This is a genomic window from Sorangium sp. So ce385 (genome assembly GCF_051474135.1).
GTDB lineage: Bacteria > Myxococcota_A > Polyangia > Polyangiales > Polyangiaceae > Sorangium > Sorangium cellulosum_D.
This window is the reverse complement of sequence record NZ_CP150337.1, coordinates 8,219,216-8,244,638: the sequence shown is the minus strand read 5'-3', so window position 1 is coordinate 8,244,638 and position 25,423 is coordinate 8,219,216. Positions and strand designations below refer to the sequence as shown.

General features: G+C 72.2%; 22 protein-coding genes and 1 pseudogene. 13 read left to right on the top strand and 10 right to left on the bottom strand.

What is annotated here, in order from left to right; translation table 11 throughout:
- Positions 1-17: 17 nt before the first annotated feature.
- Entirely contained in the window at positions 18-905 is an 888-nt protein-coding gene (locus WME83_RS30010; RefSeq protein ID WP_437313132.1) for an SDR family oxidoreductase, read from the bottom strand.
- A gap of 108 nt (positions 906-1,013) precedes the next feature.
- Between WME83_RS30010 and WME83_RS30005 the strand changes: the two genes are divergently transcribed.
- Positions 1,014-1,922, top strand: coding sequence for an AraC family transcriptional regulator (locus WME83_RS30005; protein WP_437313131.1), 909 nt, complete (start codon positions 1,014-1,016; stop codon positions 1,920-1,922).
- A gap of 247 nt (positions 1,923-2,169) precedes the next feature.
- Complete coding sequence (locus WME83_RS30000; protein WP_437313130.1) at positions 2,170-2,661, top strand: hypothetical protein; 492 nt, start codon at positions 2,170-2,172, stop codon at positions 2,659-2,661.
- A 257-nt stretch (positions 2,662-2,918) separates the two neighbouring features.
- On the opposite strand, the gene WME83_RS29995 is transcribed toward WME83_RS30000, so the two are convergent.
- Positions 2,919-3,533: a Mu transposase domain-containing protein gene (locus WME83_RS29995; protein WP_437313129.1), complete on the bottom strand. Its 615-nt coding sequence runs from the start codon at positions 3,531-3,533 to the stop codon at positions 2,919-2,921.
- A 423-nt stretch (positions 3,534-3,956) separates the two neighbouring features.
- Between WME83_RS29995 and WME83_RS29990 the strand changes: the two genes are divergently transcribed.
- On the top strand, positions 3,957-5,135 hold the full coding sequence (locus WME83_RS29990; protein ID WP_437313128.1) for a Kelch repeat-containing protein: 1,179 nt from the start codon (positions 3,957-3,959) through the stop codon (positions 5,133-5,135).
- A 64-nt stretch (positions 5,136-5,199) separates the two neighbouring features.
- The gene (locus tag WME83_RS29985; RefSeq protein ID WP_437313127.1) at positions 5,200-6,372 is read left to right on the top strand and encodes a Kelch repeat-containing protein; all 1,173 of its coding nucleotides are present in this window, start codon (positions 5,200-5,202) and stop codon (positions 6,370-6,372) included.
- A gap of 127 nt (positions 6,373-6,499) precedes the next feature.
- On the opposite strand, the gene WME83_RS29980 is transcribed toward WME83_RS29985, so the two are convergent.
- Positions 6,500-7,243 carry an SDR family oxidoreductase gene (locus tag WME83_RS29980; protein WP_437313126.1) on the bottom strand — a complete coding sequence of 248 codons (744 nt, stop codon included), beginning with the start codon at positions 7,241-7,243 and terminating at the stop codon, positions 6,500-6,502.
- Between the two features lie 93 nt (positions 7,244-7,336).
- On the opposite strand from WME83_RS29980, the gene sigJ reads away from it, so the two are divergent.
- The gene (gene sigJ, locus WME83_RS29975) at positions 7,337-8,230 is read left to right on the top strand and encodes an RNA polymerase sigma factor SigJ (RefSeq protein WP_437313125.1); all 894 of its coding nucleotides are present in this window, start codon (positions 7,337-7,339) and stop codon (positions 8,228-8,230) included.
- Positions 8,231-8,245: 15 nt separating this feature from the next.
- Here sigJ and WME83_RS29970 read toward each other — a convergent pair whose 3' ends face one another.
- Positions 8,246-9,001 carry a TetR/AcrR family transcriptional regulator gene (locus tag WME83_RS29970; RefSeq protein ID WP_437313124.1) on the bottom strand — a complete coding sequence of 252 codons (756 nt, stop codon included), beginning with the start codon at positions 8,999-9,001 and terminating at the stop codon, positions 8,246-8,248.
- A 139-nt stretch (positions 9,002-9,140) separates the two neighbouring features.
- Between WME83_RS29970 and WME83_RS29965 the strand changes: the two genes are divergently transcribed.
- Together WME83_RS29965 and WME83_RS29960 are read left to right on the top strand one after the other, a co-directional pair.
- Positions 9,141-10,241: a Gfo/Idh/MocA family protein gene (locus WME83_RS29965; protein WP_437313123.1), complete on the top strand. Its 1,101-nt coding sequence runs from the start codon at positions 9,141-9,143 to the stop codon at positions 10,239-10,241.
- 115 nt (positions 10,242-10,356) lie between these two features.
- A complete protein-coding gene (locus WME83_RS29960; RefSeq protein ID WP_437313122.1) occupies positions 10,357-11,805 on the top strand; it encodes a phospholipase D-like domain-containing protein in 1,449 nt (482 codons plus the stop codon).
- Positions 11,806-11,841: 36 nt separating this feature from the next.
- Here WME83_RS29960 and WME83_RS29955 read toward each other — a convergent pair whose 3' ends face one another.
- Positions 11,842-12,783: a GlxA family transcriptional regulator gene (locus tag WME83_RS29955; RefSeq protein ID WP_437313121.1), complete on the bottom strand. Its 942-nt coding sequence runs from the start codon at positions 12,781-12,783 to the stop codon at positions 11,842-11,844.
- Positions 12,784-13,047: 264 nt separating this feature from the next.
- Between WME83_RS29955 and WME83_RS29950 the strand changes: the two genes are divergently transcribed.
- On the top strand, positions 13,048-13,824 hold the full coding sequence (locus tag WME83_RS29950; protein WP_437313120.1) for a glucose 1-dehydrogenase: 777 nt from the start codon (positions 13,048-13,050) through the stop codon (positions 13,822-13,824).
- Positions 13,825-13,849: 25 nt separating this feature from the next.
- On the opposite strand, the gene WME83_RS29945 is transcribed toward WME83_RS29950, so the two are convergent.
- Both WME83_RS29945 and WME83_RS29940 read right to left on the bottom strand, forming a co-directional pair.
- Complete coding sequence (locus tag WME83_RS29945) at positions 13,850-15,322, bottom strand: GDL motif peptide-associated radical SAM/SPASM maturase (protein ID WP_437313119.1); 1,473 nt, start codon at positions 15,320-15,322, stop codon at positions 13,850-13,852.
- A 70-nt stretch (positions 15,323-15,392) separates the two neighbouring features.
- Complete coding sequence (locus WME83_RS29940; protein WP_437313118.1) at positions 15,393-15,998, bottom strand: DUF1842 domain-containing protein; 606 nt, start codon at positions 15,996-15,998, stop codon at positions 15,393-15,395.
- A 469-nt stretch (positions 15,999-16,467) separates the two neighbouring features.
- On the opposite strand from WME83_RS29940, the gene WME83_RS29935 reads away from it, so the two are divergent.
- Positions 16,468-17,592: a hypothetical protein gene (locus WME83_RS29935; RefSeq protein ID WP_437313117.1), complete on the top strand. Its 1,125-nt coding sequence runs from the start codon at positions 16,468-16,470 to the stop codon at positions 17,590-17,592.
- Between the two features lie 78 nt (positions 17,593-17,670).
- Here WME83_RS29935 and WME83_RS29930 read toward each other — a convergent pair whose 3' ends face one another.
- Together WME83_RS29930 and WME83_RS29925 are read right to left on the bottom strand one after the other, a co-directional pair.
- Positions 17,671-18,576: a hypothetical protein gene (locus WME83_RS29930; protein WP_437313116.1), complete on the bottom strand. Its 906-nt coding sequence runs from the start codon at positions 18,574-18,576 to the stop codon at positions 17,671-17,673.
- 80 nt (positions 18,577-18,656) lie between these two features.
- Positions 18,657-19,931 carry a DUF6688 family protein gene (locus WME83_RS29925; RefSeq protein WP_437313115.1) on the bottom strand — a complete coding sequence of 425 codons (1,275 nt, stop codon included), beginning with the start codon at positions 19,929-19,931 and terminating at the stop codon, positions 18,657-18,659.
- A 259-nt stretch (positions 19,932-20,190) separates the two neighbouring features.
- Here WME83_RS29925 and WME83_RS29920 point away from each other — a divergent pair, with 259 nt between their 5' ends.
- Both WME83_RS29920 and WME83_RS29915 read left to right on the top strand, forming a co-directional pair.
- Positions 20,191-21,270 (top strand): PEGA domain-containing protein, encoded by a 1,080-nt coding sequence (locus WME83_RS29920; protein WP_437313114.1) that lies wholly within the window; start codon positions 20,191-20,193, stop codon positions 21,268-21,270.
- Between the two features lie 15 nt (positions 21,271-21,285).
- Positions 21,286-22,914 carry a hypothetical protein gene (locus WME83_RS29915; RefSeq protein WP_437313113.1) on the top strand — a complete coding sequence of 543 codons (1,629 nt, stop codon included), beginning with the start codon at positions 21,286-21,288 and terminating at the stop codon, positions 22,912-22,914.
- A 146-nt stretch (positions 22,915-23,060) separates the two neighbouring features.
- Here WME83_RS29915 and WME83_RS29910 read toward each other — a convergent pair whose 3' ends face one another.
- A complete protein-coding gene (locus WME83_RS29910; RefSeq protein WP_437313112.1) occupies positions 23,061-23,222 on the bottom strand; it encodes a hypothetical protein in 162 nt (53 codons plus the stop codon).
- A gap of 141 nt (positions 23,223-23,363) precedes the next feature.
- Here WME83_RS29910 and WME83_RS29905 point away from each other — a divergent pair, with 141 nt between their 5' ends.
- Together WME83_RS29905 and WME83_RS29900 are read left to right on the top strand one after the other, a co-directional pair.
- The gene (locus WME83_RS29905) at positions 23,364-24,497 is read left to right on the top strand and encodes a hypothetical protein (RefSeq protein WP_437313111.1); all 1,134 of its coding nucleotides are present in this window, start codon (positions 23,364-23,366) and stop codon (positions 24,495-24,497) included.
- Between the two features lie 95 nt (positions 24,498-24,592).
- A pseudogene (locus WME83_RS29900) lies at positions 24,593-25,315 on the top strand (ATP-binding protein).
- Positions 25,316-25,423: the final 108 nt, after the last annotated feature.

The following is a 25,423-nucleotide window of genomic DNA, read 5'->3' as shown; positions in this document are numbered from 1 at the left end:
CCTCGCCATGAGCTCACCTAGGCGCGCGCGAAGTAGGCGCCGTGCTCGAGGTCGGCGAGCAATCCGGGCTGCTCGGGCTTCCAGCCGAACCGCGCCTGCGTGAGCGCGCTCGTCGCGGGGGTGTCGAGCGCGAAGAACCCGCCGAGCCAGCCGAGATCCTCCCTCGGGACCGACTCGACCGGCAGGCCAAGCTTGCGGCCGATCACGCCGGCGATGGCGCGGGTCGGGATCCCCTCGTCGCCGACCGCGTGGAGCCGCGCGCCGGCCGGCGCCTTCTCGAGCGCGAGGACGAACAGCCGCGCGGCGTCGAGCCGATGCACCGCGGGCCACCGGTTCTCGCCGTCACCGACGTACCCGGAGCGCCCGGCCTTGCGCGCGATCTCGATCAGCATCGGGACGAACCCGTGGTCGCCATCCCCGTGGACCGATGGCGGCAGCCGCAGCGAGGACACCCGTACGCCGCGGCTCGCGAACGAGAGGGCGAGCCGCTCGGAGGCGGCCCGCAGGCCGCCGGTCGACTCGTCGGGCGTCTCGTCCTCGGTGACGACGCGGCCCGGCGTGAGGCGCGCAATGCCGCTGGCGATGACGAGCGGGCGACCGGAGCCCGCGAGCGCGCCGCCGAGCGCCTCGATCGCGCCGCGGTCCTTCGCGCAGTTGTTGGCGTAATCGTTGAAGTCGTCGTGGGGGAACGCGCAGTGGATCACCCCGTCGCAGGCCGCGGCGCCGCGGCGCAGGCTATCGAGATCCGTGAGGTCGCCGCGGTGCACGTCGACGCCGGCGGCGGCGAGCTTCTCGGCGGACGCGCCCGAGCGCGCGAGGCCGAGCACGCGGTGGCCGGCGCGGACGAGCTCGGGGATGATGGCAGAGCCGATGAAGCCGCTGGCTCCCGTGAGGAAGATACGCATACAGACCTCCTTGGTTCGAGGCTCACCATGGCACCTGCGCGGCGCGCGCGAAATACACGGCCGTCTCCAGTTCTTGCCCGATCGTCTACGCGGGGCTAGGCTGCCAGCGTGAGCCCCGCGCGCGATCGGCTGAAGGACCTCGTCGAACGGTGGTGCCCCGGCGACGGCGTGCACGCCTCGCCGGTGCCCGGAATTACTTGCATCAAAGTCTCGCGTCCCCAGCAGCGCGCGAAGCGGCACTGGCGCGCGTCGATCTGCATCGTCCCGCAGGGCACGAAGGAGATCCTGCTCGAGGGGCAGGTGTATCGCGAGCGCGAGCCGCACTACATCGTCAGCCCGATCGACCTGCCGGTGACGAGCCGGGTCGTGGGCGCGTCGCCGGCGCAGCCGCTCTTGTGCCTGAAGCTGGACTTCGATGCGGTCGCGCTGCGCGAGGTCGCGGCGCAGCTCGACCGCGCGCGGCCGGACGATCTCGAGCGCCCGGGGCGCGCGATGTTCATCGGCAAGGCGAGCGACCGTATGCTCGACGCCGCGGTCCGGCTGGGCGCGCTGCTCGCGACGCCCGACGACGCGACCGTGCTCGCGCCGCTCGTGACGAAGGAGCTGATGTTCCACCTGCTGAAAGGCGCCGACGGCCCCGCGATCCGCCAGCTCGTGCGCGCGGGCAGCCAGGCGCACCGCATCGCCGAGGCGGTCCATCGCCTGCAGTCGTCGCTCGACGAGGACGTCGATATCGCCGCGCTCGCGCGCGCCGCGGGGATGAGCCGGGCGGCGTTCTTCAAGCGGTTCAAGGAGGCCACCGCGATGAGCCCGCTGCAGTACCAGAAGCGCCTGCGCCTGCTCGAGGCGCGCCGCCTGATGGTCGAAGAGGGCATGGGCGCCGAGGTCTCGGCGTACCGCGTCGGCTACACGAGCGCCTCGCAGTTCAGCCGCGAGTATTCGCGCATGTTCGGCAACGCGCCGCTGCGCGATAGCCGCGCGTTGAAGCAGGCGTCCGCGGTCGTTCAGGACATGTAGTCCTATCGCGCCTTCCTTCCGAGGCTCGGCGGCAGCCTCGACGTGAATCGACGCGTTCGGCGTGCGCGTCACGCCGCATCACGGCCTGCTCGGCGGCCGCTTCGCGACGCGGCTCCTCGCCCGGCATTGGGGCGTGGCCGCGCAGCCGCGTCGCGCGCTTGTGCTCGCGCGTCCTGGTCGGTACGCTGTGGCGATGCGTCTCCATGCTTGTCTGCTCGTTGTCACGCTTGCTGGGTGCGGCGGATCCGTGACCACGCCCCCGGAGGCTGGCAGCTCCGAGGGCTCCGGGGGCGGCGGTGGCTCGGGCAGCAGCTCGAGCAGCGCGGGCGCTTCCGAAGACGCTGGGCCCGGCGGCGCAGGGCCCAGCCGGATGGTTCCACCCGGCCAGACCTTCTCGCTGACGCGCTGCGGAGAGGGCGGGCTGGTGCTCTTCGTCGAGATCTGGCCGGGCGCCGCCTCGGCCTGCGTGGCGTCACCCGACGTGAACCTGGAGGAGGTCCTCGTCACGGGGATCGTGGGATGGGACGGAGAGCCGGGCACCTTCATCGTCGACGTCGAGACGCCTCGGGGCACCGCGCGCGCGAGGATCGGGCCCGACGAGGTCGAGGGCACGATCACGGTCGAGCCATTCGTCGGTACCCCCTCGGGCCTCTCGTGGGATCTCTCCGTCGGCTCCGGCAGCACGGACCTCGCCACGTGCGGGCACTTCGAGATCACCTCGTGCGATCCAGCCGGCTGAGGCCGGCCTCGCCGAACGAGAGCGGGCGGGGGAGGGCGGCGCGCGCCGACGTGAGGAGCCCTTCGAGCGCGCCGACGAGCCTCAGGCGGTACGCCCGCGCGTCTCGTTCCTGCTTCGACCTTTCGCTGACGAGCAGCGTTCAGAGCAGCAGCTCCGTGAGCGGTCCCTTGGCGCTCTCATCGCCGAATGTCTGATCGGGGATGCCGAAGGCATTCAGCGCAAAGCGGCCGTCGAAGTCGAGCTCGGCCATCGCGGCGTCAGTCCGTTGCGCCACCCAGGTGTTCGCCATGACATAGAGGTGAAGGCTCTTGAGCTTCTCGAGCGTGGGTTCGGTCAACACGTCGTTCTCCATCAGTTGAGGCAGTAGTCAAGGCCACGGATGTTCTCGTGGTCAATGGGTTGGGGGGCGACGGGGGCCCCGTCATCATGGGCAAGCGATCGAGCCCGTTCTTCAGGATGGACGCGATGTGCCGGTAGGCGCGGGCGCGGACGCGCCCGGCGCGCTCGCAGGCGGCCTCCAGCCGCTCCTGGCCGTAGCGCTTGCCGAGGCGCAGCAGGCCCAGGCAGGACCGGAAGCCCTGCTCGGGGTGGGGCCGCTCGGCCAGGATCGCCGCGCAGAGCTGCCGGGTTGCCGGGCCGATCTTCTCGGCCCACGCGAGCAGGCGCGAGGGCGTCCACTCCGCATGCGCCCGGTGGGCGCTCGGCATGTGCTCACGCAGGGTCGAGTGCTTGCCGCGCGCTCGCGAGCGAGGGTGCGGCGCAATCCGGCGGGTGTACAGCAGGACCTCGACCGTCGCGACCGTCGCCCTGATCCAGACCTCCTGGTGCACGTGCGCATACGGCACCGCGTAGAAGTGGTCGTCGAAGACCACAATGGGCGCAGGAGCTCGAGCTGTAGCACTCAGCATGGCCGCCCAACCTGCATCCGGAGGTGGACGGCGACAGCACCCTCACCGATGCGCTCTCGCTGGGCGCGACCAGCGCGCAATCGGTCGCGCACATGATCGCGCAGCAGGCCATCCTCGCCGGTCAACCGTTCCGCGCGGACAGAGATGCGCGCCTACCTATCCGCCGGAACAGAGACCGGGCAGCCGTCGGAGAACCTGCAATATTTCGCGCCGCCGGCGCGCTCCCGCGGCTTTGAACGCGGCAGGGGTGCACTAGATACAGCGAGGGCGGGGACCTTCGGGTCCGCTCGACCGGCTGTGCCTTCGCGCGGCGCCGTGATCGAGTGGGCGCGACGCCGCCGCCCATCTGGAGCTGCGCTCATGCGACCCGAGCTGAGGAGGAAGTCATTGCTCCCGTTGTCCGTGACCCTGCTGCTGGCCGCGGGCGCCGCCGGGTTCGACCCTCCAGGCCTCTCCGGCGAGGCGCCCGCCGCGGCCGACGCGACGCCCGCGCCCGCCTGCGGGTCCGAGCCGCAGGGAACGTGGACCACCGCAGGGCAGATGAGCGCCGCGCGCGTCTATCACGCCGCAGTGCTGCTGCGGAACGGCAAGGTGCTCGTCGTGGGTGGCGAGGTCAAGCACCTGGTGGGCATGGAGAGCGTGGAGGTCTACGATCCGGAGCGCAAGACCTGGGCAGCGGCAAGGCCGATGAGCGCGCCGCGCGCCGAGCACACGGCCACCTTGCTCGCCGACGGCAGGCTGCTGCTGGCGGGGGGGAAGCGCGACGGCGAACCCGTCGCGAGCGCGGAGGTGTACGACCCGGAGAAGGACACCTGGACGGCTGCTGGGACGATGAGCGCGCCGCGCGCCGAGCACGCCGCCACCTTGCTCGCCGACGGCAAGGTGCTTGTGACGGGGGGACACTCCGGGCGCAGCGGCAGCGATCGCCTCGCGAGCGCGGAGGTGTACGATCCGGAGAAGGACGCCTGGACGGCCGCCGGGGTGATGAGCGTCGTGCGCTCCATGCACACCGCGACGCTGCTGCCGGGCGGCAAGGTGCTGGTCGTCGGCGGCGAGGACAACAGGATCGACAGCCGCTCGACGGCCGAGGTGTACGACCCGGCGGCCGACGCCTGGACCGCCGCTGCGCCGATGTCGTGGGCGCGGGCAGCGCACACGGCGACGCTGCTGCCGAGCGGCAAGGTGCTGGTCGTCGGCGGCAGAGGCGAAGGCGGCGAGCTCTCGACGGCCGAGGTGTACGACCCGGCGGCCAATACCTGGTCCGCCACGGCGTGGATGCGCGAGGCGCGGTCAGCGCATACCGCGACGCTGCTGCCGGACGGCAAGGCGCTGATCGTCGGCGGAATCGACGGGGAGCAAGAGCTTGCGACGGCGGAGATCTATGACCCGGCGGCGGACCTCTGGATCGCCGCGGGCCGGATGAAGGAGGCGCGCCAGCAGCACACCGCGGTGCTCGTGCCGGGCGGCGAGGTGCTGATCGCGGGCGGCCACAACCGGACCCGCGACTGGTGGGGAGGCCTGGAGAGCGCGGAGCGCTACGACCCGCCCGGAGGCCCTGCCCCGTGACCCGGCGCCGAGCCCGGAGCAGCCGAGCCTGAATGATCCCGACCTCCTGCCTGGAAACCGAGCCATGCGACCTGATTCAACGATGCCGCGCGTCCTCCTCCTCGCCCTCTTCTTGCTCCCATCCGGGTGCACCGGCGGGGAAGGGCGCTCCGAACCGGCCCAGGCGCTGGACGCGCCGGGGTGCGACGAAGGCACGTGGACGGCCGCAGGACGGATGAGCGCCGGGCGGATGGCGAGCACCGCGACGCTGCTGCCAGACGGCAAGGTGCTGGTCGCGGGCGGCGAATCCGGCAACAACGTCCTCGCGACGACCGAGGTGTACGATGCGGCGACCAACCGATGGACGGCCGCCGCGCCGATGAGCACGACGCGCGAGAATCACACGGCGACGCTGCTGCCGAGCGGCAAGGTGCTCGTGGCGGGCGGCTACAAGAAGAATGGATTCGACGCCCTCGCGACCGCGGAGATCTACGACCCGGCGGCGAACACATGGACCGCGGTGGCGTCGATGCGCGGTGTACGCGGGCGCCACACGGCGACGCTGTTGCCGGGCGGCAAGGTGCTCGTGGCAGGCGGCAACGACGGCCGTGGGGACCGCCTCGCGTCCGCGGAGGTCTACGACCCGGCGGCGGATACCTGGATGGCGGCGGCGCCCATGCGCGAGGAGCGCTCAGGGCATACCGCCACGCTGTTGCCGAGCGGCAAGGTGCTGGTCGCCGGCGCCGGGAGCAGCAACGGTGCCGAGGCGAGCGCGGAGCTCTTCGACCCTGCGACGAGCGCCTGGACGGCGGCGGCGCCCATGACCACCGGGCGCCGGTCGCACAGCGCCACGCTGCTGCCGAACGGCAAGGTGCTGGTGGCGGGCGGGGCGCTCCGCGAAGGCGCCGGGTTCGCGAGCACGGAAGTCTACGACCCCGCGGCGGACCGCTGGACGGCGGCTGCTCCGATGAGCCGGAAGCGCTTCGGCCACGCCGCCACCCTGCTCCCGAGCGGCCGCGTGCTGGTCACGGGCGGCAGCGGGCGCTGGGTGTTCGCCGTCGACACCGCGCTCGCGAGCACGGAGCTCTACGACCCGGCAAAGGACGCCTGGACGCCCGCCGCGTCGATGAGCACCCTCCACTTCGGCCACGCGGCCACGCTGCTCCCGGGCGGTCAGGTGCTGATCTCCGGGGGCATGGGCAGGAGTTTCCACGCTCATGCGACCGCCGACCTCTACACCCCCGCGAGGGGCGATTGAGGCGGTGCTCGACATCGCCGGGGCCGGCGCCATGGCGGCGGCGACATCACCGTGCGGCACGTGCTCAACCCCACGATCGGCATTTCTGACACGCGAGCCGGTGACGCCGGACGCCGCGGTCGGTTCCTCACGCGCGCGCGAGCCACGCATCGAAGCGGAGGGCTCCGAGCCGCGGGGCCGGGCCGGGGGTGAGCGAGCGGTCGTCGAGCTGCGCGCCGAAATACTCGGCTGCGGCGTCCGAGACGACCTTGCGCGGGTCCTTCTTCGCCGCGAGCCACCGACGGCCGAGCTCGTCGAGGCCGAGCGGCTCGGGGCCGGCGAGCTCGATCATGCCGTTCCTGGGCGGCTCCTCCGCGATGGCGGCCAGCGCGGCCGCCACGTCGTCGGCCGCGATCGGCTGGAGGAGGGCGGGCGTCAGCGTGGCCGTATCGCCCTTCGTCGCAGCGTCGACGATCGCGTTGACGAACTCGAAGAACTGCGTCGCGCGCACGATCGTGTACGGCACCCCTGCCGCGCGGATCGCCGCCTCCTGCGCCACCTTCGCGCGCATGTAGTCGCTCGTCGGCAGGCGGTCGACCCCCACGATGGAGAGCGCGACGTGATGGCGGACGCCTGCGGCGGCCTCGGCGGGCAGGATCACGCCGGCCGCCCTCTGGAAGAAGCTCATCGCGGCATCGGCCTCGAACGAGGGCGCGTTGACGACGTCCACGACGACCTCGGCGCCGCGGAGCGCCTCGGCGACGCCGGCGCCGGTCAAGATGTCGACGCCCGTGGAGGGCGACGCCGGTGTAACCTCGTGGCCCTTCTCGCGAAGGATCCCGACCAGCTTCTTCCCGATGAGCCCGCTACCCCCGAACACGACGACCTTCATGACGATTCTCCTGGTTCGCGCATCCCGACCGGATGCTCCGTTGCGGGGAGGACCGGACAGCCCGCCGCCTTGTGACAGGTCGGAGCAAGAAAAGTGACGGCGCCCCGCGTCCCCGAAGGCCCGCAGCCTGCGGCCGACCCGTTCTTCGCGCTGCGGCCCCGGCTCCTCGGCATCGCGTATCGGATCCTGGGCAGCCGGGCCGAGGCGGATGACGTCGTGCAAGACACCTGGGTCCGCTGGCAGGCGACCGATCGGGCGACCGTGCAGGAGCCGACGGGGTTCCTGGTGACCGCCACCACGCGCCTGGCGATCAACGTGGCCCAGTCCGCGCGTGTCCGCCGCGAGGCGTACGTCGGGCCCTGGCTGCCCGAGCCGATCGACACGAGCCCCAGCGCGGAGCTCGGCGCCGAGACGCAGGAGGGGCTCGCCCTGGCCGTGCTCGTGCTCCTCGAGAAGCTCTCGCCCACGGAGCGCGCGGTGTACGTGCTCCGCGAGGTGTTCGACTACCCGTACGAGGAGATCGCCGGGATCCTCGACCTCGGCGAGGCGAACGTGCGCCAGCTGCTCGTCCGCGCGCGGAAGCACCTCGCCGGCGAGCGTCGCGCCCCGGTCGGCGTCGAGCAGCAGCGGCGCCTCCTCGAGAGCTTCATCGCCGCCGCGCAGAAGGGGGACCTCTCCGCGCTCGAGCGCCTCTTCGCGGCCGACGTCGCGTCGACCACGGACAGCAACGGACGCGTGCGGATGGCGGTCCGCGTCCCGGTGCACGGCCGCGAGCGCGTCGCGAAGCTCGTCGCGGGCTTCTCGAGCCGTTTCTGGCCGGGCACCACCGTCACGTGGCTGGAGACGAACGGCCAGCCGTCCGTCCTCGTCCGCCGGGACGGCGTCGCGGTGGCGCTCGCGTCCATCGACGCGTCCGCCGAGGGCATCGAGCGCATCTACTGGATGATGAACCCCGAAAAGCTCGCGACCTTCGTTGCGTCGCGATGACTGCCGCGGGTCGCTCTAGCGCTGCCTGACGGCGCGCCGGCGCCCACCGCTGCTGCCCGGCGACGCCGCGGCGCCGCCTCGGCCGGCGGCAGGCGCTGGAGCGCCCTTGCGCGCCCGCTTGGGCGAGGCAGGCGCCTGCGGCGGAGACGAGGGCGTCCGGAGCCCCGCGAGGAAGGTCGCCAGGAGGCGCTGCGCGCGCGCCGGGCCCTCGGGCGGCTGCTGCGCGGCGAGCGCGATCGCCGTCACGAGGCTCACGATGTCGTCCAGGTCGATGTCGCGCCGTATCTCTCCTGCTGCCTGGGCGAGCGAGAGCAGGTGGGAGGCCGCCTCCGAGGCCGCGCAGCACGCCGGCGAGCCGCCGTGGAACGCGACGCCGAGCGAGGTCGCCAGGCCGCGGTAGGTGCTCGCGTGCGCGACGAACGCCGCGATGAACTCCGCCAGCGCGTCGCCCGGCGACGCCGACCCCGCGAGCGCCTGGGTCTTCCGCGCGAGCGCATGCAGCTGATCCTCGACGGTCGCGACGAGCAGCGCCTCGCGCGTGGGAAAATGCCGGTAGAGCGTGCCGATCCCGACGCCGGCGCGCCGGGCGACGTCCTCCAGCGACGCGTCGGCGCCGCGCTCCGTGAACACCGCGTCGGCGGCGACGAGGAGCCGCTCGCGGTTGCGCCGCGCGTCCGCGCGGAGCGGGCGTTGCGGCTCGCTCGCGCCGGCAGAAGACGGCGCGCTCGCGCCGGCGGACGGAGGGGTCGAGGTCGATCGCGCGGAGGGCATTGCAAAACGGAGGATCCCTCCGTATGTTAAACGGAGCAACCCTCCGGTTATAACGGAGCGGCCCTCCGGTTGGGCCGGAGCGGCCCTCCGGTTGGGCCGGAGCGGCCCATCGACCGGAGCGGCCCATCGAGGAGCGACCATGAGCGGAATCAGGGGACCGAAGAGGATTCGCGTGGGGATCATCGGGGCGAGCCCGGACCGGGGCTGGGCCGTGGCGACGCACGTGCCGGCGCTGGCGGCGCTCGGCGGCGCGTACGAGCTCACGGCGGTGAGCACCACGAGGCAGGCGAGCGCCGACGAGGCCGCGCGCCGCTTCGGGGCGCGCCTCGCGTTCGACCGCGCCGAGCCGCTGATCGAGCACCCCGACGTCGATCTCGTCGTCGTCTCGGTCCGCGCGCCCGAGCACGCGCGGCCCGTGCGCGCCGCCATCGCCGCGAAGAAGGACATTTTTTGCGAGTGGCCGCTCGGCGTCTCGCTCGCCGAGGCCACCGAGCTCGCCGAGGCCGCCGAGGCCGCCGGCATCCGCACGGCGATCGGGCTCCAGCGGCGCCTCGCGCCGAGCGTGCTCCACCTGCGCGAGCTGATCGCCGAGGGCTACGTGGGCCGGCTGCGCTCGGTGACGATGCACGTCGCGCTGCCCATGGCCGCCGCGCGGCGGCCGCGCGCCGACGCGTACGCGGCCGACGCGAAGAACGGCGCCCACGTGCTCACGATCGTCGCCGCGCACTTCCTCGACACGGTGCTCTCCGCGGTCGGCGAGCTCGAGAGCCTGTCCAGCGTCGTCGCCCGCCAGTTCGACGAGGCCACGGTGATCGAGACGGGCGAGGTCGTGCCGGTGACGGCGCCGGACCAGACGCTCCTCTCAGGGACGCTCGTGGGCGGAGCGGTCGTGTCGGCCCACTTCGAGACCGGGAAGCGCAATGGTCCCATCCTCAATTGCACCTTCACGGGCACCGAGGGCGATCTCGTCCTGTCCCACGATCTGAGCCTCTCCGGCGCCCGCGGCGACGGGCAGCCGCTCCAGCCGATCCCGACGCCAGAGCGCCTGTCCTGGATCCCCCGAGCCGGCCTGTCGGACGACGCGCACCAGATAGCGCACCTGTATGCGGCCTTCGCGAAGGATCTCGCGGAGGGCACCTCGGTCGCGCCGACGTTCCGCGACGCGCTGAAGCTCCACCGGCTTGTCGACACCATCGCCGAGGCCTCCGCCGCGGGGAAGCGCGTCGCCTGGAAGGGCTGAGCGCGCCGCGCCGGCGGCGCGACCGCGTCACCTCGGCCGCGCTCGTCGGGCAATCCCCGCCACCGTCGACGCGGCGCGCGACGGGGCACGAAAACTCTGGCATTGAACGTGTGCCATGACCGCCGCTCGCGCCCCTGCGCGCATCCCCCCGACGAACGCGCCGCTGCGCGCCGTCGCACGGCAGACCTTCAGCCGGGTCGCTGGCGCGCCGCTCATCGGCGGCAACAGGGTCGATCTGCTGATCGACGGGCGAGCGAACTTCGACGCATGGCTCGCCGCGATACGGGCCGCGCGCACCTCGATCCTGTTCGAGAACTACATCTTCGACGGCGACGCGCTGGCGCGCGAGTTCCGCGACGCGCTCGCCGAGCGCGCCGCGGCGGGCGTCCGCGTCGGCGTGATCCGCGACTGGTTCGGCTGCCTTGGCGCGTCGACGGACCACTTCTGGAGCCCGCTGCGCGCGGCGGGCGGGGAGGTCCGCACCTACAACCCTTTCAGCTTCACCAGCCCGTTCGGCTGGGTGGCGCGCGATCATCGCAAGCTGCTCGTCGTCGACGCCGAGGTCGGCTTCGTCTCCGGCGTCTGCGTCAGCGGCAGATGGCTCGGCGATGCGGCGCGCCGCGTGCCGCCGTGGCGCGACACCGGCATCGCCGTGCGGGGGCCGGCGGTGCGCGCGCTCGCCGAGGCGTTCGCCGACAACTGGGCGACCCTCGGCGAAAGCCTGCCCCCCGACCTGCCCGTCCTCACCGAGGTTCCGCCGGCGGTCGGCCCCGTGGACCTGCGCGTGGTGGCGAAGCTGCCGAGCACCACCGGGCTCTACCGGCTCGATCAGATGGTCGCCGCGCTGGCGCAGCGGACGCTCTGGCTGACGGACGCGTACTTCGTCGGCGTCGCGCCGTACGTCCAGGCGCTGACCGCAGCGGCGCGCGACGGCGTGGACGTGCGCCTGCTCGTCCCGGGCACGAGCGACGTTCCGGCCATCGGCAGGCTGTCGCGGGCCGGCTATCGCCCGCTGCTCGAGGCCGGCGTGCGCGTCTACGAGTGGAACGGCTCGATGCTCCACGCGAAGACCGCGGTGGCCGACGGCCGCTGGGCGCGCGTGGGGTCGAGCAACCTCAATATCGCGAGCTGGCTGGAAAACTGCGAGATCGACGTGGCGATCGAGGACGAGGAGTTCGCCGTGCGCATGCAGGCGCAGTACGAGGAAGATCTCCGCGGCGCGACCGAGATCGTGCTCCACGCGCGGCGCCGCGCGGTCCACGACAGGAGGCGCCGCCCGCAGGGGGCCGGGACCGGGCGCTCCGCCGCGGGCGCGTTGCGCCTCGCGAACACCGTGGGCGCGGCGATGACCAACCGCCGTGTCCTCGGCGCGGCCGAGGGCGCGATCCTGCTCGGCGGGGCGCTCTTGCTGCTCGGCGGCGCGGCGGTCGCCCTGTACTTTCCGCGCCTGCTCGCCTGGCCGCTCGCCGTGCTCGCGCTCTGGTCCGCGATCAGCCTGCTCCTCCGGTACGTCACCCTCGCCCGCAGGGCCGAGGCCCCGGAGTCGTCGCCGCGCGCGCCGTGACGCGATCGCGCCCGCCTCGCCCGCCGCCGCTCAGGATCAGCCGTCGAGCTGCCCGGCCGCGCGGCGGAGCGCCTGCGGCGGCTGCCCGAAGGCCCGGACGAACGATCGCCGCATGCGCTCGCGGTTGCCGAAGCCGTTCTCGCGCGCGACCTCGTCGACCGAGAACCGGCCGGACTCCATCATCAGCCGCGCGGCCTCGACGCGCAGCCGCTCGACGGCCTTGGCCGGCGACTGCCCGGTCTCTTCGCGGAACACGCGGCTGAACTGGCGGGGGCTCAGGTGCGCGGCGCGCGCCAGCTCCTCGACGGACAGGTCCGCGCTCAGGTGCTCCCGCGCGTAGGCCAGCGCGGTCTGGACGCGGTCCGATTTCGCGTCGAGGTCGAGCAAGGCCGAGAACTGCGACTGGCCGCCGGCGCGCCGGTGATAGACGACGAGCTTCCTCGCCACCATCCGGGCGACCTCGACGCCGAGGTCCGCCTCCACCAGCGCCAGCGCGAGGTCGATCCCGGCGCTCATGCCGGCCGAGGTCCAGATCGGGCCGTCGGCGATGAAGATGCGATCGTCGTCGACCGCGACGCTCGGGTGCTTCTGCTGCAAGCCGCGCGCGAAGTACCAGTGCGTTGTCGCGCGCCGGCCGTCCAGCAGCCCGGCCGCGGCCAGGGCGAAGGCGCCGGTGCACATGCCCGCGATCCTGCGCGTCCGCCGGGCGGCGGCGCGAAGATAGCGCGCCACGCCCGGCGGGCCCGGCGAGCCCTCGGCGTTGCCGGCGACGAGCAGCGTGTCGAACGCGCGGCGCCCGAAGGGCGCCGTCTGGATCTCGACCCCGATCGACGTCGCCACCGGCCCGCCCCGCTCCGACAGCAGCGTGAGCTTGTACTCCAGCGCCCCCACGTGACGGTTGGCCGTCTCGAACACGGTCGTCACCGCGAGGCTCATCGCGGAGAAGCCGGGGTAAACGACCAGTCCGATGGTCCTCATGGCTCACCCGTCCGCGACGACGCGAATGTCCTGAAACGTTGCATCTTCGACATGTCGGACATGCAGGCCGCAGGTTATGTTCTCCTCCGTGGGCCGGCAACACCGCCGGCCGTCGTGGAGGGCGGACATGCATCACCGCGAGCCGGCGGCGCGCTTCGGCGCCGGCGCGGCGGCGTGAGAGCGGCGACCCCTCCCCGGTGACGGCGCGGAGAGCCGCCGCCGGCGGGGCCGAGAGCAAGAGACCTCGTTGACCTGGAGACCACCATGCGACTGAAGGGAAAGACGGCATTCATCACCGGCGGCAACAGCGGCATCGGGCTGGCGACGGCGCGCGCGTTCATCGCCGAGGGAGCGAAGGTGGCGATCACCGGCCGCAGCCAGAAGACGCTCGACGCTGCGGCGGCCGAGCTGGGCGAGCACCTCCTGGCGATCCGGGCCGACGTGCAGGACGTCCCGTCGATCGAGCGAGCGGTCGTCCGGGCGGTGGAGGCGTTCGGCAAGATCGATATCGTGTTCGCGAATGCCGGCATCAGCGGCGCGACCCCGCTCGGCGGGACGAGCCTCGAGGCGTTCGAGAGCATCATCAGGACGAACCTCACGGGCGCGTTCTTCACCGTCCAGGCGGCCGCGCCGCACCTGAACGACAGGGCGTCGGTCATCCTGAACGGCTCGGTGCACGCCGTGATGGGCATGCCGGGCCGGTCGGCGTACGCGGCGACGAAGGGCGCCGTCCGCGCGATGACGCGCGTCCTGGCGTCCGAGCTCGCGCCGCGCGGCATCCGCGTCAATCAGGTGACGCCCGGCGCCCACCGCACGCCGATCTGGTCGGAGCTCGCGCCCGACGCCGCGGCGGCGGCCGCGCTCGAGGAGCGCCTCGCCACCGCGATCCCGCTGCGCCGGATGGGCGACGCGGGAGAGGTCGCCGCGGTGGCGCTGTTCCTGGCCAGCGACGAGTCCTCCAACATCACCGGGGCCGAGATCGTGGTCGACGGCGGCATGACCGGCGCCCCGTTCGGCGCGCCCATGCACGGCTCCCGCTGACCCCCGCCGCGACCCTCGCGACCCGTCAGCGCAGCTCCGCCGCGGCGGCCCCGGACAGCGCGCGCTCGAGCCGCTCGATCAGGGCGCGGCGGCGCTGCACGACCTCCGCGTGCGCCGCCGCGGCGCGGGCGACGTCGGCCCCGCAATGCGGGCACGTCGCCTCGCGCGGGTAGATGTACCGGTCGCAGGCGCGGCACGGGGCGAGCTGCGGCGGGACGCGGCCGTCGCGCGGCGCGGCGGCGCCGTCGCGGCGGCGCCGGAGCTGGACGAGGCCGCCCGTGGCCGCGGTCACGGGCGGCGCGGGCGACGCGCCCTCGCGGCCGGGCACGGGCTCGACGATCAGCGCGAACTCGCCGATGGCGAACGGCGCGCCGGGCGCCTCCCGCTTCTTGACGACCCGCTCGCGGAGGCCGCGCCGGTCCAGCTCGAGGGCGCGGTGGTGACAGTACGGGTTGTTCCCCGGGCGCCCGAACAGCGAGTCCGCGGTCCAGGTGCAGCCGCCCCGGCAGACATCGGCGTAATAGCAGGTGCGGCAGAAGCCCCAGAGGGCGTCCACCGTCGCCAGCCGGCCGAAGTGGATCTCCTCGGCGTGATTCCAGATGTCCTCCAGCCGGAGATCGCGCACGTTGCCGCCGGCGTAACCGGAGGTGCGGAGCGACGGACACCCCTTCACCGTGCCGTCGGCCTCGAGGCCGATCACGTTCTGCCCCGCCGCGCAGCCCGTCCAGTGCACCGACTCGTCCCCGACGCCGCGCAGGCGGTGCTCGAAGGGGCCGAAGTAACCGATGTTGTTGCCGACCACCATGAGCAGGCCGCGATCGAGCCCCTCGCGGTAGAGCCGGTCGAGCAGCGGCATCAGCTCGAGGAGCTGGTAGGGCTGGAGCAGGACGGCGTCGTTGTCGACGGCGTTGCCCATCGCGACCGTGAGCTGGATCTGCCAGTGCGTCGCGCCCGCGGCGGCGATCGCGTCGAGGAGCGCCGGCAGATCCTCCATGGTGCGGGCGCCGATCTGCGTGTTCACGCTGGCGGCGATCCCGTGCGCCCGCGCCCGCCGCACGGCGTCGATCGCGCGGGAGAACGAGCCCGGCACGCCCCGCAGCTCGTCGTGGAGCGGAGCGAGGCCGTCGATGGAGACGCCCACCGCCTGGAGGCCCGCCCCCACCGCCGCGGCGAGGCGCGCCTCGGTGAGGTTGCGGCCGCCGGTCTGTACGGCGCAGCGCATCCCCGCGGCGCGCGCCGCGCGGATGATCTCGATCCAGTCGCTGCGCAGGTACGCCTCGCCGCCGATCAGGGAGAGCTCGCGCGTGCCGAGGCGGGCGAGCGCCGCGACGACCTCGAGGCACTCCGCGGTGTCGAGCTCGCGGTCTCGCCGCGCGCCCGCGCGGGAGCCGCAGTGACGGCACTTGAGATCACAGGCGAGGGTGATCTCCCAGACCGCGTGGACCGGGACGTTCCTCCGGAAGTCGTCTGTCTCTCGATCGCGAACGGCTCGGCTCATGGTCTCCTCCGGGCGCGGGCGGACCGCGCCTCCGCCCGGCGAACCGGGCGGAGGCGCGCCTCCGCGCGTCTCAGCGCGCGCGCTCGCTCCGGCCGATCTCCGCCTTGAGCGCGGCGAGCGCCGACTGGATCTCGGCGCTCTGCGAGAGGTGCTGCTCGGCCTGCGCGGCGAGCTGCTTCATGCGCGCGAGATCGCCGCTCGCGGCGGCCTCCTGCATCGCGGGACCGTAGAGCGTGTGGATCGGGCCGCCCTTCTGGCCGGAGCTGGTCACGACCGCCTTCTCGATCTCGACCCGGCGCCCCGACGCCTCGACGAAGCTGTAGCTCGCGGTCCCACCCTGCCAGCCCTTGTCGAGGACCATGCGGAGCTCGAAATTCGACTGCAGCACCGGGCCGACGCCGCCGCCCGGAGGCCACTGGACCGGCGGGTAGCCCGTCGCGACGACGAGGATGTGCGTGACGTCGGGCATCACCGTCATGTACGTGAAGGTCCCGTCGACCCGGGTGTGGAAGTCGAGCGGCGGGCTCACCGCCTGCGTGATCTGCCCGAAGCCGTTCACGAGCTTGTGGACCGTATTGACGGTGAGCGAGAGGGTGAGGTTCGGCGACCCGATGGCGGGAGTGGCGATGTCATAGCTGACGAGGAACAGACCTGTGCGTGAGGGAGCGTTGGTCATGGCGGACCTCCTGGAGAGCTCGATGGGGTGACTGCGATTCGCGCGACCGCGACTGCTCCAGCACGCTCAGCAGGCCGTGTGCCATGCTCCGGAGCGAGCCGCTCGGCGGGGCCGCACCTCGGGGGCGATGGCGAGCCGATCGGGGCGCGCCCGGGGCCCTGCGGAAAGCGCGCGCGATCGTCGTCCGCGATGGGCGGCGGCGACGAGCTCCAAGGAGCGCGTCGGCCCCGAGCGTCGCGACCTCGGCAACACTTTGCCGGCAAGGTGTTGCTCGGCGGAGCGCGCCACAGCAAATCGTTGCCCGATCGGGTCCGCGACACCTGGACCTCGGCGCTCGATCCCCTTGCATCGAAATGATCAAATGGAGCGCGAATCATGTCTTGGACATGGATTCGAGCAGCGCGACCGTGCCCCTGGCACAGCGCGTTTTTCTGGCGCCGCCGGGATACGCCTCGGTTATTCTTCGGCCATGGCGAGCTTGCGGAGAACGGCGGGGTTCTGGGCGAGCGCACTGCTCCTGGTGACCGGGGGATGCGGGGGAACGACGATCCTGGAGCACGATGGCTCGGCGGAGACCGGGCCTGACGATCCGTCGAGCTCGACCGGTCATGGTGACGGGCCGAACGCCTCCTCCGGCGCGTGCTCGGCCGGTGAAGCGCGCTGTAACGGGAGCTTCCGCCGCGAGACGTGCGCGGAGGATGGCGCCTGGATCGAGACGGACTTCGTGTGCGCACGGACGGTGGCCGTGGATGACGACATCGGGAGCTACTGCGTCACCAAGGCGGACGGCGCGTATCGCTGCTGGGGATCGCCGGCGTCGAGCGACGCGGTCGGTGCCCCGCCGCTGCCCGACGAGATCTACCGGCGCGTCCAGCTCACGCGGCACGGGCTCATCGGGCTCACCGAGGATGGCCGCCTGCGTGCGGCCGAGTTCACGATTCCGGAGAGCCCTTCGCCGGCCGTCACCTTTCGTCAGACGAACATGTGGGGCGACGTCGGGGTTTGCTCGCTCCGGTCCGACGGCGCGTTCGAGATGTTCCTCTACCATCCGCGTGAGCCGGACGGCCCGCACGTCCGCTCCGTCGAAGGCGGGCCATTTTCGCGCGTGTACTGCGCGTGGGAAGGTATGTACGCCGCCGTTCGAGCGGACGGCACCGTCCTGTCGAATTTCGTCACGCCGCCGCCCGGCAACGACTTCGCGGAGCTCGCGCTGAGCGTTGGCATCTTCTGCGGCCTCCGGACGGACGGCACCATCTCGTGTTACAGGCCTCCCGCCGATAGAGTCGGCAACTTGGACGTGGGGCCGGACCTGCCCGCGTTTCCATCGGGGCGCTATCGATCGATCACCGCGACGGTCGGCGTCGTCTGTGCCATCGACGAGCAGGATGCCCTCGTCTGCAAGCGGTACGACGGTCGGGACATGCCAGTCCCTCCCGCGCGGTACGTGTTCGCAGAAGGCGGTTACAACCTGCTGTGCGCCGTGCGCGCCGACGGATCGACCGCCTGTTTTCGGCACGGCGGGGCGGGCAATCTCGATCTCGAGAACGTGAGCGACTTCGCTCCCGTCGAGCCGCCGCTGGACCCCGGCTGGTGAGCCGACGCCGGATGCCAGCGCGCCGCGCGGCGAAGCGCCGCTATCCGCGTCATGACCCGCGCGCCGCGCGCGACGCGATCAGTACCAGCTGCCCGCCGGCGTCTTGTTGTCGAGCAGCAGCCCGTCGACGGGACACCCGTTGTCGTCGAGCGGCGGCCCGCACGTCCCCGTGTCCTCGAGGCAGTTGTACGTCTCGCAGTCCGGGCCCAGGACGCAGTCGCTCCCTTCCGGGAGCCGCGGCCCGCACGTGTCGGTCCCGAAGATGTCGCACCGGCCGCTGTCGCATTCGACGAACGTCTCGCACGCCGCGCCGTCGGGCGACCACGGCGCGCAGGTGCCCACCTCGGCGTCCGGGTCCGGCTTGACGCAATGCCAGTTCTGGCAGTCGTGCTCGACGGTGCACTCGCCCCCGAGCGGCACCTGCCCCTCGAACACGTCGAAGAGGCAGAGCCAGTCGGCGTCGGTCGCGGCGCACCCGGCGCCGTTCAGCCGATCGACGCAGGCGCGCATCCTGTCGGGGTAATAGACGAGGCGCCCCGCCGCGACGGACGCGCGCAGGGTCGGCAGCAGGCCCGCCTGCTGGATGCCGTACCTGAACTGCACGCAGGTCTCCTTCGACGTCGCGAGGAAGGGGTTGTCGAGGGCAGCGGCAGAGCAGCATTCATAAGAGAGGCGGCAGTGGAGCTCGGACTCCACGCGGACGAAGTCCTCGAGCCCGATCCCGCTGGGGTCGCTCCCATCGCCGCCGCAGCCGTGCAGCACGCCGCCGAGCAAGGCGGCGGCGCCGCAGACCCTGTGCAAGAAGCTGCGCCGGATCTTCGTCGAGCGGTCCGCCGAGGAGGCTCCGGCGCGATTCAATCTGGATCGATGAGAGTCCATGTCGTCGAGGCGGCTCTGCCGCGCTGGGCTCACGTCGAGCGCCGAGCTCACGTTGCAATAACCGAAGTCGTCTCCCGGCGTGCCGGCGATGCTCGAGGGGAGCACGATGCCGACGTCGTCAGAGCTCGCCGCTCGACCCGTGCACGAAGCGCCGCCCGGCGGCGGCGGTCGCGGCGGCCCGGCGATCAGCGGTACATGCGGTCGATCCGCGCCTCGGGGGCGCGCGGGTCGAGCAGCAGGAGCGCCAGGTAGAACGCCCATTCCAGGGGCTTCATCGCGAGGTAGACGAGATCGGCGGCCCAGGCGGCGCGGATGTACCGGCTCACGGGCAGCCCCAGCCGGTCGTAGAGCCGGCGCGCCGCGCGTCCGAAGCGCGGCCAGCGCTCGTGCAGGAGGTCCTCGAAGGCGTTGGCGATCGCGAGCTGGCGATTGACGAGGATCGGCGTGCCGCCCCGCCGCCCGAGCCGGATCGGGCGCACCAGCCAGGCGTGGCCGCGCGCCGCGACCGTGCACAGGTAATGGCAGTCGCCGGGGAGCTCGACGACGGGGAGCTGCGAGAGGGTGTATCCGCAGGTGCGGGTGAAGACCTGGAGCGCGGCCGAGGGGTGTCCCAGCCACGCGGCGTGGACGACGGCGTGGACCCCGAGGAGGACCGGGGAGGCGGCGAGGGCGCGCCAGAGGGTCGGCCGGTGGATGGTGGGGGGCGGCGGGAGCGGGACCTGGGGCGGTCCGGCGCGGTAGGCGGCGTCCGCGGCGGCGAGCGGGGCGGGGGCGCTGGCCTCGACGCCGCGCCGCACGAGGCGGGCGCGGAGCTCGACGGCGTAGAGGACGATGGTGATGGCCGGCGCGATGCAGGGGAGGAAGAGCGGCGGCACGAGCAGGCCGGCGACGACCCAGGGGCCGAAGTGCACGGCGAGGAGGGCGTGGAGGGCGAGGCCGAGGAGGAGGGCAGCATGGATGGCGAGCTCCGCGGGGCCGGGGAGCGCTGCGGGCCGGCGCCGTGAGGTGGCGTAAGCGAGGGCGGTGAGGGCGTGCAGGGCGAGGAGGCCGTAGACCTCGGGCTCGGCGAGCGGGCGGAAGGCGGTGGTGCCGGCGTCGCACGCCTGGACTTCGCACGCGTGGTTCGCGTCGTGGCTGTAGGCCATGCCCCAGGCGGGCAGGAGGACGAGCGCGAGCACCTCGGAGGCGATCTGGAAGGGGCGGCGGCCGCGGCGGCGGATGGCGCGGTAGGTCCACACGGTGAGGCCGAGCCACCCTGCGATGCCGAGCGCCACGGCGAGGAAGAGGGCGCCGCCGAGTCGGGCCAGCACGGTCGCGCCGAAGAGCAGCGCCGCGAGCAGGGGCACGCCGTAGCCGGTGGCCACGAGGGCGGCGATGGCGCCGTCCGCGAGGGAGAAAGGCGGCTTGGGCGGGGACGGGGGCTGCTGCTGCGGTTCGGGCGGGGGGGGCTGCTGCGGCATGCTTCGGTCATGGTAACGGCGGCGGAGGAACAGGGAGCGGTCGGGATCGGCGGCGCCGATACCTCGGTGTGACGATGTGGTAGAATGTGGCTCCAGCCACCCCGGCCGGCTACAAGCTGACCGGCAACCAGGGAGAACCGTTCCTTTCCGCCACTCACCACGAAATTCTCGCACAAGGCGCTGCTCTCCAGCGATTGGATCTCGGTTGACGTCGTGCGCCAGGCGCAACTAGCGTCCCTGGATGCGTCGCGGTAGGCCGATGCTCTTCATTCTTCTAGCGCTTGGCGCCTCAACGGGCTTGGCCAGCGCGGCCGACGCGGAGGGACAGCATTCGACCCCGGCACCAGCCGCTGGTTCGGCGGTGAAAGACCTTGTTGGCCGTGCTCGGAAGGCGCGGAAGCTAGGGAAGTGGAACGAGGCCTACGACGCCTACAAAGCGGCCTTCGACGCTGCGGAGGCGGTGCCCAGCGCGATCGGAGAGCGCGCGGAGCTCGCCGGCGAGCTGGGCCTCTGTGCGTTCGCGCTCCGCAAGTACCGTGAGGCGGCGGAGCACCTGGCCTGGAGCCTTGAGCAGGGCCATGCGCTCACGGACGAGGTCCGGATACGATTCGAAGTCGGACAGGCGAAGGCAGCGTTTTACCTCCTTCGAGTCCTGCTGTCCGTCGATCCGCCGGACGCCGAGGTGTTCATCAACGGCAAATCCATCGGTCGGACCGCACGGACTTACAAGCTGTTCCTCGATCCGGGGCGACACATGGTGCGGGCCCGGGCGCCTGGCCGTGAGGACGCGCTGCATGTCGTCAGCGCCAGCGCGGGCTCGGAGATCGAGATCGCGATGCAGCTGCCGCGCCTTCCGGTGAGCAGCGCCAAGGAAGCGCCGGCGGCGCCGGAGGCCGCGAGCGCTTCGCCCGCTGCGCGCCCGCAGGCCTCGAGCCCGTGGGCATCTTGGCCGGGAACGCTGCGCATCGCCGGCATCGGCTCGACCGTGGCGACAGGAACGCTCGGCGCAGCTTTCATGGTCCGCGCGAGCACGACGGATGGAGACCTCGACGAGCGGAACAAGAGGCTCGACGCGGCGGGGGTCTCGCCGGGGGTGTGCCGGGAACCGCCCAAGCCCGCGACGTGCTCCGAGCTGACGCGCCTCCGACGAGAGCGCGACCTCTTCGCCGGGCTCGGCACGGCGATGGTGGTGACGAGCGGTCTCGTCGGCGCCGCGACGCTGGCTTCGTTCTTCACGGATTTCTCTTTTCTGCGGACTGAGCCCACGAAACATCAGCTCGCGCTGACGCCGACGGTGACGCCGGCACAGCTTGGCCTCGTCGCATACGGCGCTTGGTGATCAGGGAGCAAGCACATGCCTCTTCCCGAATTGCGACGAATGCGGCTGCTGCTCGCCGTGGGGATCCTCTCGACGGGCGGCGCGGGGGGCCTCTCCGGGTGCGGTTACGACGATAGCTGCTACGACGAACGCGTCTGCCTCTCGCTTCCGAAGTCTCCCTGTGATGGTGACCCAGCGACGGCGCCGGCGCTGGACGAGTGCGGGGTGTTCGTCAGCGAGCAGGGCGACGACGAGAGCCCGGGCACGAAGAGCGCGCCGGTGAAGACGATGCAACACGCCATCGGGCTCGCGGCGAGCGGTCGAGGCGACGGCGAGGCGCCGACCCGGCGCGTGTATGCGTGCGGTGGGGCGTTCGCCGAGGAGATCACGCTGCCTTCCGGGGTCGACCTCTGGGGCAGCCGTCGCTGTGATGGCGGCGATGATTGGTCGTATGGGGGGTCGTTCGCCGGGCCGAACGCGTCGACCGTCATCGGGCCGCCCGACGGGATCCCGGTGCGGGTCCTCGGTGGGGTCGATGCCGTCGTCGCGGGGAACGAGGCGACGTCCGTGATCTTCGGCGTGCGCGCCGTGGCGGCGGACGCCTCGGCGCGCGATGGCAAGTCGTCGATCGCGATGATCTTGAGCCGGGGAGCGCGGGCGATCGTGCGGGACAGCGTGATCGTCGCGGGCAGCGGCAAGGAAGGGGAGCCGGGAGAGGACGCGCCCACCGAACGGGCGACGTACGGCGTGTTGGGGAACCACGGCGCGGACGCGTGTACAGCGGACGTCGTGACGGGCGCTCGCCCGGTCGTGACGAGGTGCGACGACGGCACCGAGTCGGTCGGCGGATCCGGCGGCGACGGTGGGCTCGACGTCGGCGGCGATGGCGTTCCGGGACAGCCGATGTCCGCGGATAATCCGAACGGCGACGGCCTTGGAGGCGTCGGCGCGGACATCACGAAATGCACGGGCGGGAGCAGAGGCGCCGACGGTGCTCCCGCCGGTCGTGCGGCCGGCGCGGTGGGTCCTGGTTACCTCGGCATCGACGGATGGGTCGGCGTGCGAGGTGAAGACGGGAAGAACGGCGGCGTTGGTCATGGCGGGGGCGGCGGCGGCGGCAGCAAGGGGCGGGGCGATATGAACTCGTGCCAAGATCGACCCCAAGGGGGTGCGGCGGGCGGCTCGGGAGGCAGCGGCGGTTGCGGCGGCCTGGGAGGCAAGGGCGGCGGCTATGGCGGGGCGAGCATCGGCATCGTCGCGCTGGAGGGCGCCGAGCTGACGGTCGAGGCCAGCGACGTGATCACTGGCCACGGCGGCCGCGGTGGAGTTGGCAGAACCGGCCAACCGGGAGGCCGAGGCGCTCAAGGTGGCCGTGGTGGGAGCCATCCGTTTACCACGCTGTGGCCCGCCTGTGATGGCGGCTGGGGCGGCGACGGCGGCCGCGGGGGCGATGCCGGCGGCGGCTCCGGTGGGCATTCGCTCGGCGTTGCCTCGGTGAGCGCGACAGTCACCCTTGCCCAGGATGCGAGCGTTCACCACGGAGACGGCGGAAGCGGTGGTCCCGCAGGGAACGCAGATCTGGACCAGGACGAGGGCAAGGGAGCTACGGGAATCTCATTGTTTTGGTATCGGTTCGATGCTCCCGCCCCGGCGCCGCCTCGATGAACCGCTCTCGTGCAGGCCATTCACGGCAGGAGACTTCCATGAGAAATACGGCCGCCGCTGCCTTCTTCGTCATGCTATCGCCATGGGCCGTCGGTTGCGGCACGATGCCGGACGTAACCGAGGACGGCGGGACACCGTGCTCCGCCTCATCCTGCCAGGACGAGGCGCCGCCGGAGTCGGTCTGCCGCGAGCACGTGGCCGCCGATATCCTCGACGATGGCTGCGGTGTGTTCGTCGCCGGCATTGCGGCGGGCGGCGACGATGCCAATCCTGGCACGAAGGCCAAGCCGGTCTTCTCCGTTCAACACGCCATCGATCTTGCGCGTCGCGGGCGAGGCCGCGTGTTCCTCTGCAGCGACGGGTTCATAGGCAACGTGAGGCTCCCCTCCGGCGTCGACCTCCTCGGAGGCTTCAACTGTTGGCGTTGGGGGCGCGCCGATGCTGACCCGGTGTCCACCCTTCAGGAGACAACGGGCTCCGACCCCATCGTGATCGTCGAGCCGTCGAGCGCGAGCGACACGGGCGCGGCCGACGGGGTATCGACGATCGCCAACATCCTTGCGCGGTCGGAGGGGCCGATCTCCGTGCTCGTTCAGTCCAACACCGTGGTGGAGATCCTCCGAAGCGAGATTCTCACCTTCTACGGTGGGGGAGGTCGCGACGGCGAGAAATGGGCCTGGCCGAATCAGGCGGCGGCGGGGCCTGACGGGCAGTACGGAGGACATGCGTGCTCGGCGGCCAGGGTCCTTGGCGGAGCGGCGCCGGAGAACCGGTGCGGAGGAATACCGAGCTTCGGCGGCAAAGGCGGCGACGGGATGCCCGACGGCGCGGAGGACGGGGGCACCGGCTCGCCCGCGGCGTCGAACCCCACGAGCACAGGGCGCGGTGGACGTGGGGAGCGGGAAAACTTCGGCTGTGAGCGGGGGGAACCCGGGAGCGATGGGAACCCGGGGAAGGTGGGCGCGATCGGCGAGGGCATCGGGCGAATCACCGAGACAGGCTGGGAAGGGGGCAAGGCCGGCGACGGCGAGAGGGGCACGCCGGGCCAGGGCGGCGGCGGAGCGGGCGGTCAGCGAGGCGGATTCGCGCTGTGCGGCGTGACCACCAAGGGAGGCGCGGGCGGCGGCTCCGGAGGCGCTGGCGGCTGCGGCGGCAGGGGCGGCCGAGGGGGTGGGAACGGGCACCCGACCATCGGCATCGTCGCGCTTCACGCCAAGGTGACGGTGCGCGACACCCATATCATCACCCTCGACGCGGGCCCAGGCGGCGACGGCGGGCCCCCCGAGGACGGCGGCGACGGCGGCCGAGGCGCGCCGGGCGGCTCCTACGGCGACGGCAGCATGTGGTCCTGCCACGGGGCCAACGGCGGCAACGGTGGCCCCGGCGGCTACGGCGGTCCCGGGCGCGGCGGCGACTCGATCGGGATCGCCTACCTGGACGAGGACCAGATCGAGATCGAGGGGGTCACGTACGAACTGGGACCACCAGGCAAGGGCGGCACGAGCTGGGAGTTGTTTGAAGAGGAAGAGATGGTCACGGGGCAGGACGGCGACAAGGTCGAGACGCTGCGTTTCCCTGAATAGGATCGGAAGAGGATCGGCGAGCGGGCTGGACAGGCAAGCAGGGGCGACGTCCGAGGTCCTGGGCAGCGGCGCGGCTCGTGGACGAAACGCTGGCCATGTGGGCGAGCTCGGGGCCGTCGAGGTCTTCAAGTGCGGGCCGACGGTTTCTTTCGTATAGCCCTCCTCCGCGCCCTCTGCAAGCTCGTCGGGCGTTCGGCATTCGCTCTCAGAGGCACCCTGCGCAGTCGGACGGTCCGTGCGAGGTGACCTACCGCTTGACGTCGTGCAGCCCCTCGGGATCCCTCGCCCCGGTCTCGCCGCTATTACCGGCGCCCTGCCGTCGCTCTCGCATCGCACGGCAAGCCTATGTCGCTGGCCCGCTGCCCGTCAGGATGCGCTCTGCCGAACAGATACCCACCGGCCATAACGCTGTGCTCGTCGGCCCGAACGGCGTCGGCAAGACCATGATCCTCAAGAACCTCGCCCACCAAGCCATCGTCCGCGGCCACACGGTCCGCTTCTCGACCGCGAGCGACATGCTCGCCGACCTCGCGGCGCAAGAGTCCTCGGTCGCGCTCGCGCGAAGGCTCCGCCGCTACACGGTCCCCGCGCTTCTCTGCATCGATGAAGTCGGCTACCTCTCCTAAGATAGCCGCTACGCCGACCTGCTCTGCGAGGTCGTCACCCGTCGCTACGACGCGCAGAAGCCGCTCTTGCTCAGCACGAACAAGGCCTTCGCTGACTGGGGCCAGGTCTTCCCGCACGCCGCGTGCGTCGTCACGCTCGTCGACCGGCTCGTGCACCGCGCCGAGGTGATCGAGATCGAGGCCGAGAGCTAACGGCTCAAGGAAGCCAAGGAGCTGAGCGCCACCCGCAGCAAGCAGCGCCGCAGCAAGAAGCACTGAGCGGCCTCTTCACCGGTGAACTTCACCGGCATCGGGCGCGGA

Coding starts and splice junctions, on each gene's coding strand:
- WME83_RS30010 (WP_437313132.1), bottom strand. CDS start 905: ATGCGTATCTTCCTCACGGGAGCCAGCGGCTTCATCGGCTCTGCCATC.
- WME83_RS29985 (WP_437313127.1), top strand. CDS start 5,200: ATGCGACCTGATTCAACGATGCCGCGCGTCCTCCTCCTCGCCCTCTTC.
- WME83_RS29980 (WP_437313126.1), bottom strand. CDS start 7,243: ATGAAGGTCGTCGTGTTCGGGGGTAGCGGGCTCATCGGGAAGAAGCTG.
- WME83_RS29970 (WP_437313124.1), bottom strand. CDS start 9,001: ATGCCCTCCGCGCGATCGACCTCGACCCCTCCGTCCGCCGGCGCGAGC.
- WME83_RS29965 (WP_437313123.1), top strand. CDS start 9,141: ATGAGCGGAATCAGGGGACCGAAGAGGATTCGCGTGGGGATCATCGGG.
- WME83_RS29960 (WP_437313122.1), top strand. CDS start 10,357: ATGACCGCCGCTCGCGCCCCTGCGCGCATCCCCCCGACGAACGCGCCG.
- WME83_RS29955 (WP_437313121.1), bottom strand. CDS start 12,783: ATGAGGACCATCGGACTGGTCGTTTACCCCGGCTTCTCCGCGATGAGC.
- WME83_RS29950 (WP_437313120.1), top strand. CDS start 13,048: ATGCGACTGAAGGGAAAGACGGCATTCATCACCGGCGGCAACAGCGGC.
- WME83_RS29945 (WP_437313119.1), bottom strand. CDS start 15,322: ATGAGCCGAGCCGTTCGCGATCGAGAGACAGACGACTTCCGGAGGAAC.
- WME83_RS29940 (WP_437313118.1), bottom strand. CDS start 15,998: ATGACCAACGCTCCCTCACGCACAGGTCTGTTCCTCGTCAGCTATGAC.
- WME83_RS29935 (WP_437313117.1), top strand. CDS start 16,468: ATGGCGAGCTTGCGGAGAACGGCGGGGTTCTGGGCGAGCGCACTGCTC.
- WME83_RS29925 (WP_437313115.1), bottom strand. CDS start 19,931: ATGCCGCAGCAGCCCCCCCCGCCCGAACCGCAGCAGCAGCCCCCGTCC.
- WME83_RS29920 (WP_437313114.1), top strand. CDS start 20,191: ATGCTCTTCATTCTTCTAGCGCTTGGCGCCTCAACGGGCTTGGCCAGC.
- WME83_RS29915 (WP_437313113.1), top strand. CDS start 21,286: ATGCCTCTTCCCGAATTGCGACGAATGCGGCTGCTGCTCGCCGTGGGG.